This is a genomic window from Streptomyces sp. NPDC018964 (genome assembly GCF_044390325.1).
Classification (GTDB): domain Bacteria; phylum Actinomycetota; class Actinomycetes; order Streptomycetales; family Streptomycetaceae; genus Streptomyces.
Map to the genome: position 1 here is coordinate 197,093 of NZ_JBIRYZ010000005.1, position 17,951 is coordinate 215,043.

The following is a 17,951-nucleotide window of genomic DNA, read 5'->3' on the forward strand; positions in this document are numbered from 1 at the left end:
GCATTGAGCACTCCTACTGCTCGGCCTCGACAGGTGTTTGCGACGCTGACGGAACCCTGCGGTCCGGGCGGCGAACCGGCCCTCACGGCGTCACCCGGACCAACCTCCCCCTGGTCGAGAGGATGCGCATGGCCCCGTCGAAGGCACAGGTAGCCATCGTGGGAGGTGGCGTAGCCGGCCTGGTCACCGCCACACTCCTGCACGGTCACGGCATGGACGTCCGGCTCTTCGAACGGACACCGGTGCTGGGGGCCGTGGGCGCGGGCATCCAGCTCTCCCCCAACGGGGTGCGCGTCCTGCACCGGCTCGGGCTCGCGGACGCCCTCGCCCGGACCGGGGTGCGGGCCGGTGCCATCGAGACCCGGCGGTGGGACGACGGAAGCCCGATCGCCCGGGTGCCGCACGGCACCCTGTGCGACGAACGGTTCGGCGCCCCGTACTACTTGATCCACCGCGCGGATCTGCAGCGCTGTCTGGTGTCCGCCCTGCCCGAGGGCGTCGTCGAACTCGGCAAGGGCTGCACCCGCCTGGTGGAACGGCCCGACGCGGTGGAACTCCACCTCACGGACGGCTCCGTGGCCACCGCCGACCTGGTGATCGGGGCCGACGGCGTGCACTCCGTCGTCCGCGCGGCGGTCGTCGACGACGCGCCGCGGTTCTCGGGCTACTCGGTGCACCGGGGTCTCGTCCCGGCCGAGGTGGTGCCCTCCTTCACCCGTGATCCGCGGGTGGTGTTCTGGCTCGGCCCCGAACGGCACGTCACGTACTACCCCATCGCGGGCGGCGACACGGTCCACTTCAGCGCCGTCGGCGTCAGCCCGGACACCCGCTCCGGTTCCACGTCGGCCCCGGGCGCGGTCGAGGACCTCGACGCGGCGTTCGCCGGCTGGCACGAGGAGGTCCGGCGGGTGGTGACCGCCGCCGCCTCGGTCACCCGGTGGGACCTGTTCGACCGCGACATGGCCGACCGGTACGCCACCGACCGGGTGGTGCTGCTCGGCGACGCCGCCCACCCCACCCTCCCTTATCTCTCCCAAGGGGCGAACCAGGCGCTGGAGGACGCCGTGGTCCTCGCACGCTGCCTCCAGGACGCCCGCCCCGGCGACCTGGCCGGGGCCGTCCGCCGCTACGAGGGGCTCCGCCTGCCCCGCACCGCCGACGTCCACCGGCGCGCCCGCGCCCTGGGCCGGACGTTCCACCTCCCCGACGGCGCCCACCAGGAGCGGCGCGACCGTGACATGCGCGCGCGGCAGGACCTGGAGCACCTCGACTGGCTGTACGGCCACGACGCCGCGGCGGCGACCACGGTCCCGGGGCCCGAACGGGCTGCCGGACGGGAGCCCGCGGCCGTACGTCTCACCCCCCGCCCCTGACCTACGAGGAGAACCAGTGCTGCACACGTTGTTGAGCCGGGTCACCCGCGGGAACGGCTTCTACATCGGCGACCTCTTCCATGCCGCCGCGCGCCGCGACGCCACGACACACGTGACGTTGGACCGCCCGCTGCAGTCGGCACCCGACCGGGGCACCCACTTCACCGTCGGGCAACTGGCCGACTACATAGACGAGTTGGCGGCCCGCTTATGGGCGGCCGGCGTCCGGCCCACCGAACGGGTGGCCCTGTACAAGACCGACAACTTCGACATCGCGCTGCTCGCCTGCGCCACCGCGCGCATCGGCGCCGTACCCGCGCTGCTGTCACCGGCCCTGGACGGCGCGGTGGCGCACGAACTGCTCGTCCGGCTCGAGAAGCCGTGGCTGCTCACCGACGGCGACACCCTGGCGGGCAAGCTGCGCGACGTGCCCCTGGCCGACGACGTGCGCGAGATCCTGCTGTCCGCCGGTACGGCACCCTCGGGCCCCGTCACGGAAACCTCCGGGCGGACCATCGAACCGACCGCGCTCGCCGAGTACGCGGACGCCCCCAGGCGCGAGCCGGTGTTCCTCCACCCGCGTCAGCCGTCACTGATCACGCACAGCTCCGGTACGACCGGCGTCCCGAAGCTGGCCGTGCACTGCCCCGAGGCCGGCTGGCACCGGCTCGTGCCGCAGCGGCTGGTCTCCTGGCCCATCCGGGGCAAGGAGACGGCCGCGCTGTGCATGACGTTCGTGCACTCCCGCTTCTACCAGGGGATCGCCATGTTCCTCAGCCACGGCAACCCGCTGGTGATCGCCGTGGATCCGCACCCGGAGCGCATCGGCCCGCTGTTCGTCCGCACCCGCCCCGGTTACATCGAGACCCACCCCAACACGTACGTCGACTGGGAGGAACTCGACGACGCGCCCGGCGCTCCCCTGTCCAGCGTCCGCGTCTTCGGCGCCACGTTCGACGCGATGCACCCGCGCACCATCCAGCGGATGCTCGCCGCCTCACGGCACAAGCGGCCGGTCTTCGTCCAGTTCTACGGGCAGTCGGAGATCGGTCCCATGGCCGGCCGCTGGTACACCCGCCAGACCGCCCACAAGGCCGACGGCCGCTGCGTCGGGATGCCGCTGCCCGGCTTCATCTCCATGCGCGTCGTCGACGACTCGGGCCGCCGGCTCGGGGCCGGACGGACCGGCCACCTCGAAGTGCGCAGCCGCACCCGGATCCTCACCTACCTGGGCGAGGACGAACGGTTCCGGAGCGAACTGCGCGACGACTGGTGGCGGGTCGGTGACATGGGCTACCTCAGCCGCTGGGGCCTGCTGCACCTGATCGACCGCGAGGTGGACCGGATCGAGGCCGTGGACAGCAACCTCGCGGTCGAGGACCTCCTGATGGGCCGCCTCGAAGAACTGCGGGAAGTGGTGATAGTGGCGGGCCCGCAGGGCGAGCCGGTCCCGGTCGTGGCCACCCGGGGCGAGGCGCCCCTCGACGAGAAGCGGTGGCGGCGGGCGACCTTCGACCTGCCCCCGATGAGCGACTTCCACCAACTCCGGTTCGACGACCTGCCGCGCACCTCGACCCGGAAGGTACAGCGCTCCGAACTCGCCCGGTTGATACGGGAAGAGCACCCGCCGCCCGGCGGGCCGCACACGGCGTCGGACACCACGATGGGGGCATGACCGTGAAGGAAACGGCAGGGCGTCACCTGTTCGAGCTCATGGCCGGGTTCTGGAAGACCCAGGCCGTCTACCTCGCCGTCGAGTCGGGCACCGTCGACGCCATCGCGGCGGCGGGCCGTGCCTCGACCGTCGACCTGTCCATCGAGACCCGGACCGACGCCGACGCGCTGGGGCGGCTCCTGCTGTTCCTGGAGAGCCTCGGAGTGGTCGAGGGCGACGAGGCCGACGGCTGGGCGCTGACCGAGGTCGGTGAACTGCTGCGCAGCGACACCCGCGACTCGATGCGCGACCACGTGCGCATCTACGGCTCGCACTTCTACCCGGCCTGGGGCGCGCTCTCCCACTCGCTGCGCACCGGGCGCTCGGCGTTCGCACACGTCTACGGCTCCGACCTGTTCTCGTACCTGCACAAGAACCCCGAGGTCTCGCTGACCTACGAGCGGGCCATGGTGGCGGGCACACCCTTCTTCGCCGAGGTCAGCAGCGCCTACGACTTCTCCGGGGCGCGGCGGATCGTGGACGTCGCGGGCGGCCACGGAGCGCTCCTCAACGAGATCCTGAACGCCAACCCGGGCCCGCGCGCCGTCCTGTTCGACGCCCCGCACGTGATCGAGGAGAGCAAGGACCGCCCGATCGCCACGGACCACGCGGACCGGTGCGAACGGATCGCCGGGAACTTCTTCGAGTCGGTCCCGTCCGACGGCGACGTCTACCTCCTCTCCCGCATCCTGCACTGCTTCGACGACGAGGCGTGCCATCGGATCCTCACCAACTGCCGTCGCGCGATGGCCCCCGGCGGCAAGCTGGTGATCCTGGAACGCGTACTGGCCCGGGGCACCGGCTCCTCACTGACCCAGGGCTACAACATGCACATGCTGGTGGTCCTCGGGGGTGGCCGGGAGCGGGACGAGACGCAGTACCGCACCCTCCTCGACAAGGCCGGCTTCACGGTGGAATCCCTCCACGGCCTTCCCCAGGAGACGCATCTGATGGTCGCGGCACCGAGCTGACCCGCCCGGGGACACCCGGCTCACCGGTCGTCCGGGCGCTGCGGGGGGAGGGTCCCGAGGGCCGCGCGAGCACGGTCGTGTGCCCGGTCCCCGTCAGGTGCCGCCAGGGCGCGGCGGTACCAGTGGCGCGCCTCGTGCCAGTTCTGCTCGGCGGAGGCGACATCGCCGAACAGGGCCAGCACCAGTGAGGTCAGGACGGGTTCCGCGGGGAGCGGGGGGCGGGCTTCGGGCACGGGGTCGCCTTCCGGGACGGGTCGGGCTTCCGGGGCGGGTCGGGCGTGTCCCCGGCCCGCCCGATCACATGGGCACAGGTGAGGATGTGGCGTGGCCCGCACAGCACGCCGACGCCGTGCGCCGGACCGTCGGCGGCTTCCCGCCGGATGCCGACCGGCCAAGGCGGCTGTTCCCGGCTGGGGGGCCACGCCCGCCAGTTCCCGGAGCCCGCCGGCCGCGCCGGCGCGGTGTCGGCCCGCGTCCACCGCAGCCGCAGCCGCAGGGCGAAGTGCCCTTCCGTCGCGGTCTTCGCGACGACGACACCGGCCTCCGCGGTGAACTTCATGCCGAACTCGATCTCCGTCTCCTGCGGAGCGAGGGCGCGCGGTGTCCACCACCGACCGCAGGGTGGGCGGCGTGGACTCCGGCGACTCCCGGAGCCGCCGACGGGCCTCGACGACACCGTCCTCGCGGCGCGGGATCGGCTCGAGTCCAGGGGTGTCGTCGGCGACTTCCACCACGAGCCCGGAGCCCTCCGGACCCTCGAAGCGCACCGACTCACTCACGGGCTCCCCCTTCCCCCCGGCCCCGTCCGTGGGGCAGGGCCGGTTCACCGATGGCGCAGTCTAGATCCGGGCGACCCCGCCCCACAGGTGAATGCGCCTGCCGGCCGGAACTTCGGCGCTACGCTGCCTGAGGCAGCGGTGTGGACAGGGAAGCGGGGCGGGGATGACGGCTGCGGACGACACGTCCTCACAGGGGCGTGCCCGCCAGGCACTGCGTGACGCGCTCGCGGGAGGCGACGCCCTCGCGGCGCTCGGTGCCTCGCTCCGGTGGGCCGCGGAGGTGCTGGCGGAAGGACGGGACGACGGTGTCGCCGCGCTCGAGGGGGTGTTCGGCCTGTACGACGCGTTGGAGGAGGTCCCGGCGCTGGCCGCCGAGGCCCCCCTCCTGGTGGTGGCCGCCCGCCCCGGGGAGCGGCCGGCGGAGCAGCTGGAGAAGCGGCTCGCCGAGCTCACCGCGCTCCACGAACGGCTGCGGGCCGACCGGACGGCGCTGGAGCGGCTCGCCGACGCCGAGGACGAGCTGCGCCGACGCCTCGCGGACCACGCGGAGTTGCGGGACCGCATCGCGGAACTGCGCCGCCTGGAACGGCTGGTGGACACGCTGGACGCGCTGAGCGGACAGCGGCGGGTGGTGGACGAACGTCTGGAGGCGCTGCGCTCCCGGGACACTTCCGCCGAGCAGACACTGGCCGCGGACTGCGGCGCGTTGGTGCGGCTCAGCGAGGACCAGCTGGACGCGCTCGCTCCGCGGACCCGGGAGGCCCTGCGCCGGGCCGAGGAGAGCGGCGAACGGCTCGCCGCGGAGGAGCGGGAGCTGGCCCGGGTCACCTCCGAGCTGGACGAGCGGAGCCGGCGCCTCGAGGCGGTCCGCGCCGCGCTCGGGGAGCGGATTCCCCAACTGGAGCGCTACGCGCGGGCGGACCGGGAGCTGGCGGAGGCGCTGTCCGCGTGGGGGCACGCCGACGGTGACGGCGACGGCGGCGGCGCTCACGGGGACCGGCCGGTCAAGACGGGTACGGCACTCGAGCACGCGCGGCTCGCCGCCGCCGACGTGGAACGACGCCTCGGCGAGATCGACCGGGTACTGCGGGAGGCGCTGGACTAGGGGGGCGGGACGTCGTCGGCGGTGAACGTGGAGGGGTCGGCGTCGGTGGGGCCCGCCAGGAGGCGGCCGCCGAGACGGGACTCCATGGCGTCGAGCAGGCCGCGTACCTCGCGGGCGCTGCCGAACCCGGTGGGATCGGCGCGCCGTCGGCCGTCGAACCACCGCCCGGCCCGTTCCGCGGCCTCCGGCGTGAGGAGGTAGCCGTCGGCCGCGGCCCTCCGGCGCAGCACCTCGACCAGTTCCCCGGTGCCGTACGGCGGGAACTCCACGCTCCGCGTGAAGCGGGAGGCGAGACCGCTGTTGCTGCGCACGAACGCGTCCATCTCGCGCGGATACCCCGCGGCGATCACCGTGAGCCGGTCGTTCCAGTTCTCCATCTCGCTGACCAGGGTGTCGATGGCCTCCTTGCCGAAGTCGGCGCCGTGGGTGCCGGAACCGGTCACCAGGCTGTACGCCTCGTCGATGAAGAGCACGCCGTCGAGGGCGGCGTGCACGGCCTCGCGGACCCTGGGCGCGGTCTGGCCGACGTACTCGGCGACCAGGTCGGCGCGCGTGGTCTCGACCACATGGCCCTTGCGCAGCACTCCGAGCTTGCGGAACATCGCGCCGACGGCCCGCGCCACGGTGGTCTTGCCGGTGCCGGGCGGTCCTGTGAACAGCAGGTTCGGGGGCTCGGGCAGGTCCCTGCCGCGGGCCTGGCGGAGCCGGATGCGGTTGGCGAGGTCGGTGAGCGCCTCGCGCACCGGGGCGAGGCCCACCATGTCGTCCAGCTCGGACAGCAGGGTGCCGTCGTCGGGCGCGGGCCGGGGCAGGAGGGCGCGGTAGCCCTCCGGCAGGTCCTCGGCGGTGAGCGGCTGCCCGATGTCCTCGCCGACCCGGACGGCCCACTCGGTGAAGATCTTCTCGCTGAGGTTGCGCATGGTGCCGGCGTTGCCGAAGTCGGGGCCGCGCGTGGCGTGCAGTTCGGTGACGACCCGCAGCAGCAGGTCCGTCAGCGTCCCGTCCCAGCGCAGGCCGCGTGCCTCCAGGTACCGCAGCAGGATGCGGTGCAGCACGTCCGGCGGGTAGTCGGGAAAGGTGACGCGCTCGCCGAACCGGCGGTGGAGGCCGTCGTCGGAGGCGAGGAACTCGTCGACCTTGTCGGGGTATCCGGCCGCGATCACCACGAACCGGTCCCGGTCGTTCTCCAGCCTGGCGAGCAGGACCTTCAGGGCGTCCCGGTCGAAGCTGCCGTTCTCACTGCTCAGGCCGTGCACCTCGTCGAGGAACAGCACCCCGTCCACGGCTTCGTCCAGTACGGCGTGGGCGCGGGACGAGGTCTGTCCGACGTACCCCGCGATCAGGTCGTCGAGCCGGGTCTCCACCGTATGGCCGCGGCTCAGCACGCCGAGTTCCCGGTACATCTCGCCGACGAGCCGGGCCACCATGGTCTTCCCGGTGCCGGGCGGACCGGCGAACAGCAGGTGGGGGGAGGCTGCTTCGGCGTTCTCGCCGAGCCCGCGCCCGCGCAGCAGCACCTCCGCCGCCACCCGTCTGCGCAGCCGTTTCAGGTGTTCCTTCACCGGTTCCAGGCCCACCAGGTCTTCCAGCTGCTTCTCGGCCGGGCGCGTGTCCCGGCCCGAGCGCGGCAGCCAGCCCCGCTCGGTCAGCTCCCTGCCGCTGAGCGGGGTGTCGCCGAGGGACAGCAGGTTGCTGCGCCAGTTCTTCACGGTGAGCGGCTGGGCGGCCATCGCCCGTACGACGCTGTCCAGTTCGCTCCAGTCGCCGATGCGCAGACCGTCGCGCAGGCGCATGCGCTGGACGAGGCGGTGCAGTTCGGCCTCGTCCGGGAAGCCGACGCGGACGGAGGGCGTGGCCGGCCGGCACAGCCGGGCGGCCAGGCCGGGGTAACCGTGCAGCGATTCGACGTACTCCACGCAGGCGTCGAACGTCGGGCGTGCGAAGACCAGGACGACCGGGTGGTCGTAGTCGCCGTGCCGGGCCCAGTCGCTGAAGAAGGTGTTCAGGGGGCGGGTGGCGTCGGTGTGCCGCAGGGTGCTCTCCGCCTCGGTGAACACCACGGCCGTACGGTGCGGCGGATCGGTCAGGTATCCCGTCAGTGTCATGACGGTGAAGGGGTCGGAGAGGGCGCGCGGCGGCCCGGGCTCGGCGTGCGGGCCGGTCCCCTCCGCGGCGGGCGCGGGGTTCCGCCGTGGTGCGGGCGGGCTGACCACCCGCCGGCCGAGCGGGCCGCGCAGCCTGGGGTGGCGCATGAGTTCGGGCCCCGCGGAGTCCGCCGGTCCCGTCGGTGTGCGCGGCGGCGCGCCGGCCGGGGCGCGGCCGGACGGCCGGGACCGCGCCTCGGACTCCGGGTCCAGGAAGTACAGGGGCCGGCGCTGGGAGCTGTAGGCCACGTACGCGCAGGACCGGGCGCGCAGCAGGTGCCACAGCACCGCGTCCAGGTTCCTCTCCCGGTAATCGGCGCCGACGAAGGTGTCGTCCACGCCGGGCCCGTACACCACGGTGAACGGCTCGCCGACGCTCAGCCGCAGGTCGGCGAAGCGGGAGCCGAGCCGACCGGTCACGAGACGCCGTCGGCCGGGCGCTTGCGCGGCATGGCGGCCTCCGGCTTGCGGAACCGGTCCAGGTCGACGGCCGTCGGGTCCGGGAGGCCGGGTTCGCTCTCCAGGGCCCCGGTGGGGTGCCCGTCGTCCGCGAGCGCGTGCCGTACCGCCTCGGCGCGGTCCCGGAGTTCACGTTCCGAGGCCGTGTCGTAGTCGTAGGAGAGGACCCGCAGGACCTGCCCCGTCTCCCCCTCCGGCGCGGGCAGGACCTGCACCACGATCTTGTTGCCGTTCGCGTGCTCGAGGACGGCGTGGTACGAGCGGCGTTCGTCCTCGTCCTCGTACTCGCCGTCCGTCAGCTCGTAGGCGCCGATCCGGGAGAGCGTCCCGGCCACCGAGTCGACGAGGTTCACCCGGAGCTGTGAGGCGAGCAGCCGCATGCCGGCCCGGTCCACGACCTCGCCGAGCCGCTGCTCCAACTCGGTTGCCTCGGCGGCCAGTTCGCGCTGCTCGGCGGCGGTCGTCGCGTCGTCCCTCGCCCGGGAGAGCCGCTCGGCGACCTGGCCCCGCAGCTCTTCGAGCTCGCCCTCCGACCAGTGGTCCACATCGAGCTCGGCACCCTGCAGCGGCCGTCCGTCGGGGCCGGTCACCGGCCTGACCTCGTTCTGCGCGCACAGGGTCTCGACCAGGACCAGGGCGTCGGTGGCGGCGCCCTGGGCGAGCCGCCGCTCCAGCTCCCGGTGCTCGATGTCGAGGCGCAGTTCGCCGAGGTCCAGGTAGGCGCGCTGCGCGAAGGGGAGCGCGGCCTCGTGATGGCCGGCGTCGCTGTTCCGCCGGGCGGTGTCGAGGTCCAGGCGGAGCCGGTCGAGCCTGCCGGGAGCGTGCCGTTCGTGCGGCAGGGTGGCGACGAGACCGGCCATCGTGGCGCCGTCGGCGAGCCAGTCCCGGACGGCGGCCGCGGCACGCTCGCGGTTCCCGGCGAGCTCGTCGACGCGTTCGGTCAGGCCGGTGATGTCGCGGCGGCGCTGTTCGCGTTCGGCGGCGAGCTGCCCCTCCAGGGCCGCGCGCTGTTCCGCGAGCCTGGTACGGGTGTCGCGTTCGAGGCGTTCCGCGGTGCCGCGCAGCTCCTTGTGCAGGCGTTCGGACTGCTCGCGCAGCCTGCGCTCGGTGTCCCGTTCGAGCCGCTGGGTGTGGGCCGTCAGACCGGAGAGCGCCTCCTGCGTCCGGCGGGCGTGCTCCTCCAGCCGGGCCCGGGTGCGGGCCTGGTCGGCCTCGGTGCGCCGCCGGACCTCGTCGAGGAGCCGGGGGACGTCGCGGCGGACCTGCTTGAGGTTCTGGGCCGCCCGCTGGGCCCGGTACCACTCGGTCTCGTCCACCAGGATGCGCTTCTTGCCGCTCATGGTCAGTCGTCCTCACCTGTTCGGTCGGCAGTGGTCCGCGCCCGGGTGGTGCCGGGCGTCGCGTCGGGTGTTCCGGGGAGGCGCAGCCGTGAACGGGCCTCCTCCACGGCGGAGTCGAAGGCCGTGAGCAGCCCCGGGGGCGGGACCCCGACCAGCAGGGCGGTGGTCCCGTCGACGGTGATCTCGGCGGTGCGCGGCCCGCCGGTGAAGTCGTATCCGCATCCGGCGAGCCGGGGCGTGAGGTGGTGGACGCGCTGGTTGCTGCTTCCCCGCAGTCCCCTGCCGTCGTCGAGGCCGGCGACGTACCGGCCGTCGATCAGCACGTCCAGGAGGCCGAGCAGTTCGGTGACGCCCGGTGCGGGCGGGCGGGTACGCAGCCGTTCCAGGCGGTGGCCGGTGAAGCAGAGCACCGAGAGGTCGCGGCGGTCGCGGGCCGCGCGGACCAGCGCGGCGAGCCCGGCGGCCTGGGCCATCGGCTCGCCGCCGGAGAGCGTCAGGCCCGTCACGCCGGGATCGGCGAGCAACTCGTCGGCCAGCTCGGCGGGTTCCACGTGGCGGGCGGCGCGGTCCGGGATCCACTCCGGGGCCAGGCAGCCCGCGCAGCGGAAGGGGCAGCCCTGCACCCACACCACCGACCGTCGCCCCGGGCCCAGGGCGTGGGTGCCGACCCGGGTGGCGGCGACGTTGAGGACGGGGCCGGTCACGGCAGGTCCCGTTCCGAGGGCGCGGGCCTCTCGCGCCGCGCGGACGGCCCCGGCGGGGAGCTGCCCCAGGGGCTGTCCCCGTGGGGCGGGAGCGAGCCGTTCCCTTGGGGCGAGAGCGAACCGGGCCGGGAGCCGTCCCCCTGAGGCGGGAACGAGCCGGGCCGGGAGCCGTCCCCCTGAGGCGAGAGCGAACCGGGCCGGGAGCCGTCCCCCTGAGGCGAGAGCGAACCGGGCCGGGAGCCGTCCCCCTGAGGCGGGAACGAGCCGGGCCGGGAGCCGTCCCCCTGAGGCGAGAGCGAACCGGGCCGGGAGCCGTCCCCCTGAGGCGAGAGCGAACCGGGCCGGGAGCCGTCCCCCTGAGGCGGGAGCGAGCCGGGCCGCGGGATCGGGAGGGGGGCGGGTACCCCGCCGGTTTCCGGTACGGCGGACGCGGGCGGCCCGTCGTGGTCCGTCCGGTAGGCGAAGCGGATGCCGTTGACCACCACCGTGTCGCCCGGCCGGCACACGGCGTCCGCGCTCCGCGCCGGGGTGCCGTCCGGGCTGTAGCTGAGGTGCAGCGCGATCCCGCGGCGGCCGTCGTCCGCCCGGAACCGGCGCCCGTGGACGCGGCCCGCGCCGCCGATCCGCGGCGGTGCGAGCGCCTGCCGCCGTCCGTGCAGGGTGATGTGGTCCTGCGGGCCGTCGCCGGACGCCGGGGACAGGACCAGTACGCCGTTCAGGACCGCCCGGTGGGACCGCGTCCACAGCAGCAGGGCCGCGAGGAGGACCACCAGCGGAACCCCGGTCAGCAGGGGCAGGGCCAGCACGGAGCCGACCTCCGCCCGCAGCCGCAGGCCCCCGGCCGGTCCCTCCACCGCCTTCGGCACCTCGAACTCCACGTCGTCCAGGGTGGCCGCCCAGGGCGTCGTGACCTCGCCGTGCACGGTCAGGCCGACCTCGGCCTCCCAGGTCCGCCGCACCGGCAGCGGCCCGGCGTCGGGCTCGCCCCGTACCTGGACGTCGAACCGTCGTGCCGCGCCCGGTTCCAGGGACACCCGGTCCGGCAGGCCGGTGACGGTGAGCGGCTGCCCGTCCGCGGTCGCCCCGAGGCCGGTCACGGTCAGCGGCACCCGCTCGGTCGTGGCGGTCAGGGTCAGCGTGGCCGCCGCACCGCCGTCGTCCAGGTCGAGTGTCCCGGTGGGTGACAGGGTGGCGGTGACGCCCTTGCCCGCGTCCGGTGCGATCAGCCGCGCGGCCTTGCGCGCCCGGGCCCGTTCGGCGGCCCGCCCGAGATATTCGGTGAGGTTCTGCACCGAGTCCGGCCGCAGTTCGGTGGTGTCCGGCACGACGCCGGACAGCTGCGCGGTGCCGGACTCGTCGGTCGCCAACGGCAGGGAGTAGGCGGCCAGTTCGTGTCCGTCGGCCAGTTCCTCGGCCCGGTCCCGCAGCGCGTTCCACGCCGGCCCGTCGGACGTGGGGTACGTCGAGTCCTTCGGCGGATCGTGCTTGCCGTCCGTGAACATCACCACCGAGCCGATCCCGGCGGCGTCGGGCCGCTCCAGCTCGGTCAGGCCGCGGTCCAGGGCGGCGCCGATGTCGGTCCGCACACCGGAGGGCCCGGCCCGGTCGGGCAGCTTGCCGACGATGCCCTCGGGGTCGGACGGGTGGCCCAGGTAGACCGTCTCGGCCTTGTCGCCGAAGGTGAACAGGGCGACGTAGTCCCGTGGCGACAGGCCCTTCAGGAACGGCAGCAGCGCCGACCGGACCGAGGAATAGCGCCCCTCGCCCAGCATCGAGCCGGAGACGTCCACCAGGACGACGTAGTCGGCGGGCACCCGGTCCAGGCCGAGCTCGGAGTAGATCTCGCCGCGGCCGGGCGACGAGCCGGCCCGCGCCGGTTCGGCGGGGGTGCGGGCGGCCGCGGGAGCCGTCCCGGACGCCACGGCGGTCAGGGCCGTGAGCGCCAGGGCGGCGAGTCCGGCGGCGGCGCGGTGGACGACACGGGTGGGTGCTCGTCCCTGCCTCGGGCGTGGCGGCGGATGGTTCATGGGTGGGGAGCTCCTCGGGCGCGGCACGGGTCGGGGTCGGCGGAAGACGGATCAGGTTTCGGGCGGGACGGGCAGGGGGCCGAGCGGGAGGCGGGTCTCCGCGTCCGGGCCGTTCGCCACCGGGCGCAGCACGAGGGCCGCCGTCCCGTCCGCGCCGACGCGGACACCGACCCGGCAGGGCCCGTCCGGGGTGCCGGCGGGCAGGGTGACGTCCGGCAGCGGGACCGGGCGGCCGTCGGGGCCGACGGCCTCGACCCGCAGCGGGCGTCCGGCCGCCGCGTCGGGGAGGACCTGGACCGGCCGGCCGTCCCTGGCGGCGAACACGGTGTCGCCGCCGGGCTCCAGGGCCCCGGCGGGGGCCAGTTCCAGCTCCTCGGTGCGCAGTCGTCCGGCGGCGCGGCGGTGGGTGCTGATACGGACGGCGTACGGGCAGCGGTCGCCGGGGTCGGCGAGTCCCGCCGCCACCAGGGCGCCGCCGGCCGCCGCCGCGTACCCGGGGTCCACGTCCGCGGGCAGCGGCAGCAGCCGGTGCCGCTCCGCCAGTTGCCGGGTGAGCGGTTCGAGCCGGGCCAGGCCTCCGGCGAGCAGCAACGGCGGCCGCGTCGCCGCGCCGGGCGGCGCGGCGACCTCGTCCAGGGCCCGCCGTACCGCGTCGACCAGCGGCGGGAGGGCCGTCCGTACGGTCCCTGCGGTGACGTCCCGGTCGCCCAGGCGGTGGACCGGGATCGCGTCGAACGGGTCGGGGCCGCGCAGGGCCCTGGCCACGGCGATCCCCAGCCGGCGGCCGCCGGGGTCGTCCAGGCGCGCGGCGGCGAGTCTGCGGTGCCCTTCCTCGTCGTCGGGCAGACCGGCGGCGGCGAGGAGTGCCGCGTCGAGTTCCGCTCCCAGGCGGCCGGTCGGCCCGGTCGCCTCGGCGGTGGCGCCAAGGAGTACCGAAGGGCCGGCCCGCGTGCAGCGGGCGGCGTCGACGGCGCGGGCCCCGGCGTCGCACACGAGGTACTCCTCCCCGGTGCCGGCCGTCGTGCCCGCGGTGTGCCGGACCAGGGCGAGCAGGGCGTGCGCCGTGCCGATCGCCCGGACCCGTGGACAGCCCTCCGCGGCGAGGGCCGCCGTCGCGGGGCCGGCCGACGCCCGTGCGGTGCGCCGCGGCAGGACGACCACGGCTCCGGCGGGCGGACCGTACCGGGCGAGGTAGGCGCCGTACGCCTCGCGCAGCGCGGCCACGGGCCGGCCGCGCACGGCGGCGGAGAGCGGCAGCCCCTCGCCCGGCACGTCGCCGGGCAGCGGTACCGGGCGCGGCGGTGCGGCGCCGGGCCGTGCGACGGCGAGCCGGGCGTAGCGGGTGCCGATGTCGAGGGCGAGGGTGGACGGCGGATTCATACGCGGTCGTCCCCTCTCCCCCACCGCCGGCGCAGCCAGGAGGACCTCGTGTCCTGGTCGTGCTCGGGGTGGGTGCCGGGCAGCGGGAGGGGCGGGCCGTCGCCCGGCCCCCGGCCGCCGACCGGCGCCCGGCCGCTGGACGGCCTGTGGCCGGGGGACGGCGCGGGCGGTGCCGGCGGTCGCCGGGACGGCTTCTGGCTCAGGATTCCGATCGCGCGCCCGACGCTGTCCTTCAGCTCCTCGTGGCCGGTCAGGGCCTGCTGCCGGACCAGGTCGCCGAACCGCTGCCGGGCGATGGAGTGGTAGAGCAGGCGGCCGAGCGCCCGCTGCGGCGAGGCACGGTCGAGGTGCCGGGTCAGGCGGTGGAGCGAGTCGCCGTCTCCCGCTCGTTCGTGGAGCCAGGGTCCGATCGCCTCGATCACGGCCGACGGGTACTCGACGATCTCCTGTACGCGGTCGGCGTACCGGGAGTGGGGGCTGGCCAGCGCGACGGCGTCGCCCAGTTCCTCGGGAGCTGCCGTACGGCCGGCGACGAGCCGGCGGATGTCCGCGGTGTGGGCGAGCCACTGCAGGTCGGGGTGGCTCCTCAGGTGGTGCTCCCACTGCGCGGGCATGCCGTGGGTGATCCAGTCCCCGGCGCGTTTCAACAGCTCGGCGATCCGGGTGAGCACCGGGCCCTCCAGGCTCCTCACACCGCCCGCGGCCGGGGCTCCCTGAGGGTGGATCAGCTCCCACAGGACCGGATACGGGACCCGTTCGGGCCGGTCACCGACCAGCCCGGCGGCCAGCGCGTCCTCCTCCCAGCTCAGCAGTCCCAGGGCGGGCAGCTCCCCCCTGAGGACGGCGGCGTACTCGGCGGGCGCCGTGCCGTCGTCCGCCAGACACCGTGACCGCCGCATGTCCGAGCCGAGCAGGGGGCGCTGGAACAGATCGGCCCACGCGGCGTGCTTCCCGGCGAGGCCGGGCCGCGGCGGTACGAGGACGTCGATCGCGCGGAGCAGGAGGTCCCGGTCCGCGTCCGTGCCGCCGCGTCCCGCGGCGACGTCGTACAGCTCCGGCTTGAACCAGGGGAGGACCTCGGGGTTGCCGGCGTGACAGGCGAGTCCCAGGGCGGTGCGCCAGGCCGTCGCGGAGACGTCGGCGAACGCGTCGATCTCCCTGCCGTCCCGGACGGCGGGCGGTTCGCCGTGGATCAGCGCGGCGCCGCGCAGCCAGTCCGGCGCCTTCCGTTCGCCGTCCCTGCCGGGCAGGCCCAGCAGGTCCCGGACCAGCCGGTCGTCCAGGGTGTTCCGTTCGGCGTTGACGTCGAGCCAGGCCAGGGTTAGCGCCGGGCGCCGCAGGAGAACGGCGTGCACGACGGCGGCCGTGGTCTCCTCCAGGTCACGCTGCAGGGCGTGCAGCAGCTCGCTCCGCGACCGCAGCCCGTCCGGCGTCGTGGCCGCCGCGCCCCCGTCCAGGTAGCCGGCCAGGACCAGGGCGTGGGCCTGCCCGTCCCGGGACACCGCGTCGGCTGCCAGGTCGAGGGCGGCACGCACCCGGGGAAGGGTCTGGCTCTCGGCGTCCCAGGAGTTGAGTTCGTCCGCGAGGGCCTCGCCGGCCCGCGGGGACCAGTGTTCCAGGAGCAGGCTCCGGGCCTGCGCGCGCTCCGCCCCGAGGCGGCCGCCGGGCAGGGCGCTGCGCGCCAGGTGCCGCGCCAACGTGGCGGCCTCCGGCTCGGTCAGGCTCTCCAACGGGTACAGACTCAGTAGCCTGGCCACGTCGTTCAGCCGGCTCGTGCCCTGCCCGATGTCCCCCAGCACCACCGCCTTGAGATCGAGGTCCCGCAGGTGCTGCAGCGCCTGCTCGGCGTCCTGCGGGGTCAGCGGAGTGCGGTGGGACAGCAGGTGGGGGAGCAGGGCGTCGATGCCCTCCTTCTGCCGCAGCCGCAGCAGTTCCGCCAGGTAGGCGCGGCCCTGGCTCGAACGGGGTTCCTGCGGCGGCTGCCCGCGGAGCACGGCGTGGCACTGGCTTCCCCGGGGGCGCAGCGCGAAGGTCAGCCGCAGTTCGTGGTCGGCGCCGTGACCGGCCCAGGTCGCGGCGGACAGCCAGGCGCGGCTGCCGTACGGCAGCAGGGCGCAGATCCCGTCGAGCACGGCGACCCGGGTGACGGCGCTGAGACCGGCGTGCTCCGGGGACAGCGTGATGACCACGTGCCGCCCTTCGAGGAGCAGCGCGGCGCACCGCGCGGCCCACTCGAACCCGATGTCCTGCTCGATGTACCGGGCCAGCTTCGCGACCATGGTGGGGGCCGCGTCGAGGACGAGGTGCGGCGTGTGCCCGTCGCCCGGGCCGACGGCCGGCCACTCGGCGTCCAGGGCGGCGGTGTAGAGCGGGGACCAGGTGAGTCCCGCGCCGCTGACCGGCTGCCAGTCGAGGAGCAGCAACCGTGCCGAGTAGCTGATCCGGCCGGTGGCGTCCCGCCCGCCCGACCAGGTGGTCTCCACCAGGCCGGTCACGGGCCGGCCGGCCTCGGTGCCGCCGAGGAAGGCCACCCAGGGCAGCGCGTCGGGGGCGTGGACGTGATCGGCGCGCGGTGTCTCCGTGGACGCGGCCCAGAAGTACTTCTGGGCGATCCGGGGTTCCACGCTGCCGGCCTGCACGTCGTAGGCCACCTGCCCCGGTGCCTTGCCCTGGAGGGACCAGGCGGCGTGCACCGGGGTCCCGGCCGATGCCCCGCTCACCTGCGCCCCCGCCAGAGCCTGCCACCCCCGCGCGACGTCCCCCGCAGCCCTTCCTCGAGGGCCATCAGCGGCTCGATGACGTTGATCGGCGCCGGCGGGGAGCTGCGGATCTGCTCGCCGTCCGGTTCCACGTTGATGTAACTGCGGTAGTCGAACTCGCTGTTGGCGTTGAGCTGGAAACCGATGGCGGAGGTGGCGTAGTAGGACATCCGGTCGGGGTGGAAGAAGTTGCCGAGGGCGTCGCGGACCAGGCGGGCGCTGCCGCCGCGGAAGCTGTCGCAGATCCAGTCGAAGAAGCCCCGCGCCTGGTGGTCGGGGACCCGCGGGACGACGCCGACCCGCTCCTGGGTGACCCAGCCGGCCCGCAGCGCCGGCTCGAAGACGTCCGGGTGGTCGAACTTGGTGATGCACACCGCGACGTGGTGCGGCAGCCGGCCGTTGCGCAGGAGCCGGTTCTCGTCGCGCACCCGGGCCGCCATCTGGGTGGCCATCCCGTAGAAGTAGTTGATGCTGGCGGTCTGCTGGTTGGCGTCCAGGAGCGGGTCGAACAGGTAGACCAGGCCACCGCAGCCCGACAGATGGGTCACGGCCTGTTCGTGCAGGTCCTCGGCGACCTGGTTGGACCTGGGGTTGAACGCCTCTCCCGGGAGGTCGAGCACCTCGAGCGCGAACGAGATCTGCCGGCGCCGGAGGCCTCCGGTGCCCTGGGCGTCGCCGGTGAAGGACCATCTGAGGTCCCGCTGCGCCCGGGTCGCCTCGGGGAAACGCTGCCGCGACACCAGCTGGTCCACGCTGTCCAGCAGGAACTCCTGGGAGGACGGGTCCATCCCGGCGATCACCCAGTTCACCTGGGCGCGTTGCCGGTGCTGCATGGCGCCGATCGGTACCGCGCCCAGGAACGTCGTCTTGCCGGAACCGGAGGCTCCCCACACGCCGATCCTGACGCCGGTGGGAGCGGCCCCGCCCAGCTGCGGGATGGCCTTCGGCGGCGTGACCCGGTCGGAGACGGTGTGGCTGTCGGAGGCGCCGGCCGGCAGCGGCTCCGGTACGGGCCGCAGTGCCGGGGCGGGGGCCGGTCCCTCGGCGCCGGGCTTGCCGTCGAGGGCGAGCGACTGCCAGGTGCGGTCCGCGTCGGGGTGCCCGTTCGGGGACTGCCTCTGCTCCGGGGAGCCGGCCGCCTCCCCGGGGCCCTCGGGCTCCGGGTCGGGCCGGCGCTGCTGTGTCGTCATGGGCGG

The 17,951-nt window shown here is 74.8% G+C and carries 13 protein-coding genes; 4 read left to right on the forward strand and 9 right to left on the reverse strand.

What is annotated here, in order from left to right:
- Nucleotides 1–128 precede the first annotated feature (128 nt).
- The 3 genes from ACH5AO_RS10665 to ACH5AO_RS10675 are packed head-to-tail and all read left to right on the forward strand — an operon-like array spanning nucleotide 129 to nucleotide 4,058.
- Entirely contained in the window at nucleotides 129–1,373 is a 1,245-nt protein-coding gene (locus ACH5AO_RS10665) for an FAD-dependent monooxygenase (protein WP_398923877.1), read from the forward strand.
- A gap of 16 nt (nucleotides 1,374–1,389) precedes the next feature.
- Complete coding sequence (locus ACH5AO_RS10670; protein ID WP_398923878.1) at nucleotides 1,390–3,048, forward strand: class I adenylate-forming enzyme family protein; 1,659 nt, start codon at nucleotides 1,390–1,392, stop codon at nucleotides 3,046–3,048.
- Nucleotides 3,045–4,058: a methyltransferase gene (locus ACH5AO_RS10675; protein ID WP_398923879.1), complete on the forward strand. Its 1,014-nt coding sequence runs from the start codon at nucleotides 3,045–3,047 to the stop codon at nucleotides 4,056–4,058. The genes ACH5AO_RS10670 and ACH5AO_RS10675 overlap by 4 nt, the downstream gene beginning before the upstream one ends.
- 20 nt (nucleotides 4,059–4,078) lie before the next feature.
- Here ACH5AO_RS10675 and ACH5AO_RS10680 read toward each other — a convergent pair whose 3' ends face one another.
- A complete protein-coding gene (locus ACH5AO_RS10680) occupies nucleotides 4,079–4,291 on the reverse strand; it encodes a hypothetical protein (protein ID WP_398923880.1) in 213 nt (70 codons plus the stop codon).
- Entirely contained in the window at nucleotides 4,249–4,617 is a 369-nt protein-coding gene (locus ACH5AO_RS10685) for a hypothetical protein (protein ID WP_398923881.1), read from the reverse strand. The genes ACH5AO_RS10680 and ACH5AO_RS10685 overlap by 43 nt, the downstream gene beginning before the upstream one ends.
- 383 nt (nucleotides 4,618–5,000) lie before the next feature.
- Between ACH5AO_RS10685 and ACH5AO_RS10690 the strand changes: the two genes are divergently transcribed.
- On the forward strand, nucleotides 5,001–5,942 hold the full coding sequence (locus ACH5AO_RS10690; protein ID WP_398923882.1) for a hypothetical protein: 942 nt from the start codon (nucleotides 5,001–5,003) through the stop codon (nucleotides 5,940–5,942).
- On the opposite strand, the gene ACH5AO_RS10695 is transcribed toward ACH5AO_RS10690, so the two are convergent.
- From ACH5AO_RS10695 to ACH5AO_RS10725, 7 genes are read right to left on the reverse strand one after another with little or no spacing between them, the layout of a single operon-like run.
- The gene (locus tag ACH5AO_RS10695) at nucleotides 5,939–8,506 is read right to left on the reverse strand and encodes an AAA family ATPase (protein WP_398923884.1); all 2,568 of its coding nucleotides are present in this window, start codon (nucleotides 8,504–8,506) and stop codon (nucleotides 5,939–5,941) included. The two genes, ACH5AO_RS10690 and ACH5AO_RS10695, sit on opposite strands and share 4 nt — an antisense overlap.
- Complete coding sequence (locus tag ACH5AO_RS10700; RefSeq protein ID WP_398923885.1) at nucleotides 8,503–9,885, reverse strand: hypothetical protein; 1,383 nt, start codon at nucleotides 9,883–9,885, stop codon at nucleotides 8,503–8,505. The genes ACH5AO_RS10695 and ACH5AO_RS10700 overlap by 4 nt, the downstream gene beginning before the upstream one ends.
- A 2-nt stretch (nucleotides 9,886–9,887) precedes the next feature.
- A complete protein-coding gene (locus ACH5AO_RS10705; protein WP_398923886.1) occupies nucleotides 9,888–10,589 on the reverse strand; it encodes a 4Fe-4S single cluster domain-containing protein in 702 nt (233 codons plus the stop codon).
- Nucleotides 10,586–12,616 carry a VWA domain-containing protein gene (locus ACH5AO_RS10710; RefSeq protein WP_398923887.1) on the reverse strand — a complete coding sequence of 677 codons (2,031 nt, stop codon included), beginning with the start codon at nucleotides 12,614–12,616 and terminating at the stop codon, nucleotides 10,586–10,588. The genes ACH5AO_RS10705 and ACH5AO_RS10710 overlap by 4 nt, the downstream gene beginning before the upstream one ends.
- Nucleotides 12,617–12,667: 51 nt before the next feature.
- Nucleotides 12,668–13,996, reverse strand: coding sequence for a hypothetical protein (locus tag ACH5AO_RS10715; protein ID WP_398923888.1), 1,329 nt, complete (start codon nucleotides 13,994–13,996; stop codon nucleotides 12,668–12,670).
- Entirely contained in the window at nucleotides 13,993–16,716 is a 2,724-nt protein-coding gene (locus ACH5AO_RS10720) for a hypothetical protein (protein ID WP_398923889.1), read from the reverse strand. The genes ACH5AO_RS10715 and ACH5AO_RS10720 overlap by 4 nt, the downstream gene beginning before the upstream one ends.
- Nucleotides 16,713–17,945, reverse strand: a complete 1,233-nt coding sequence (locus tag ACH5AO_RS10725) for a hypothetical protein (protein ID WP_398923890.1) — start codon at nucleotides 17,943–17,945, stop codon at nucleotides 16,713–16,715. Before ACH5AO_RS10725 ends, ACH5AO_RS10720 begins: the two co-directional genes overlap by 4 nt.
- Between the last annotated feature and the right edge of the window lie 6 nt (nucleotides 17,946–17,951).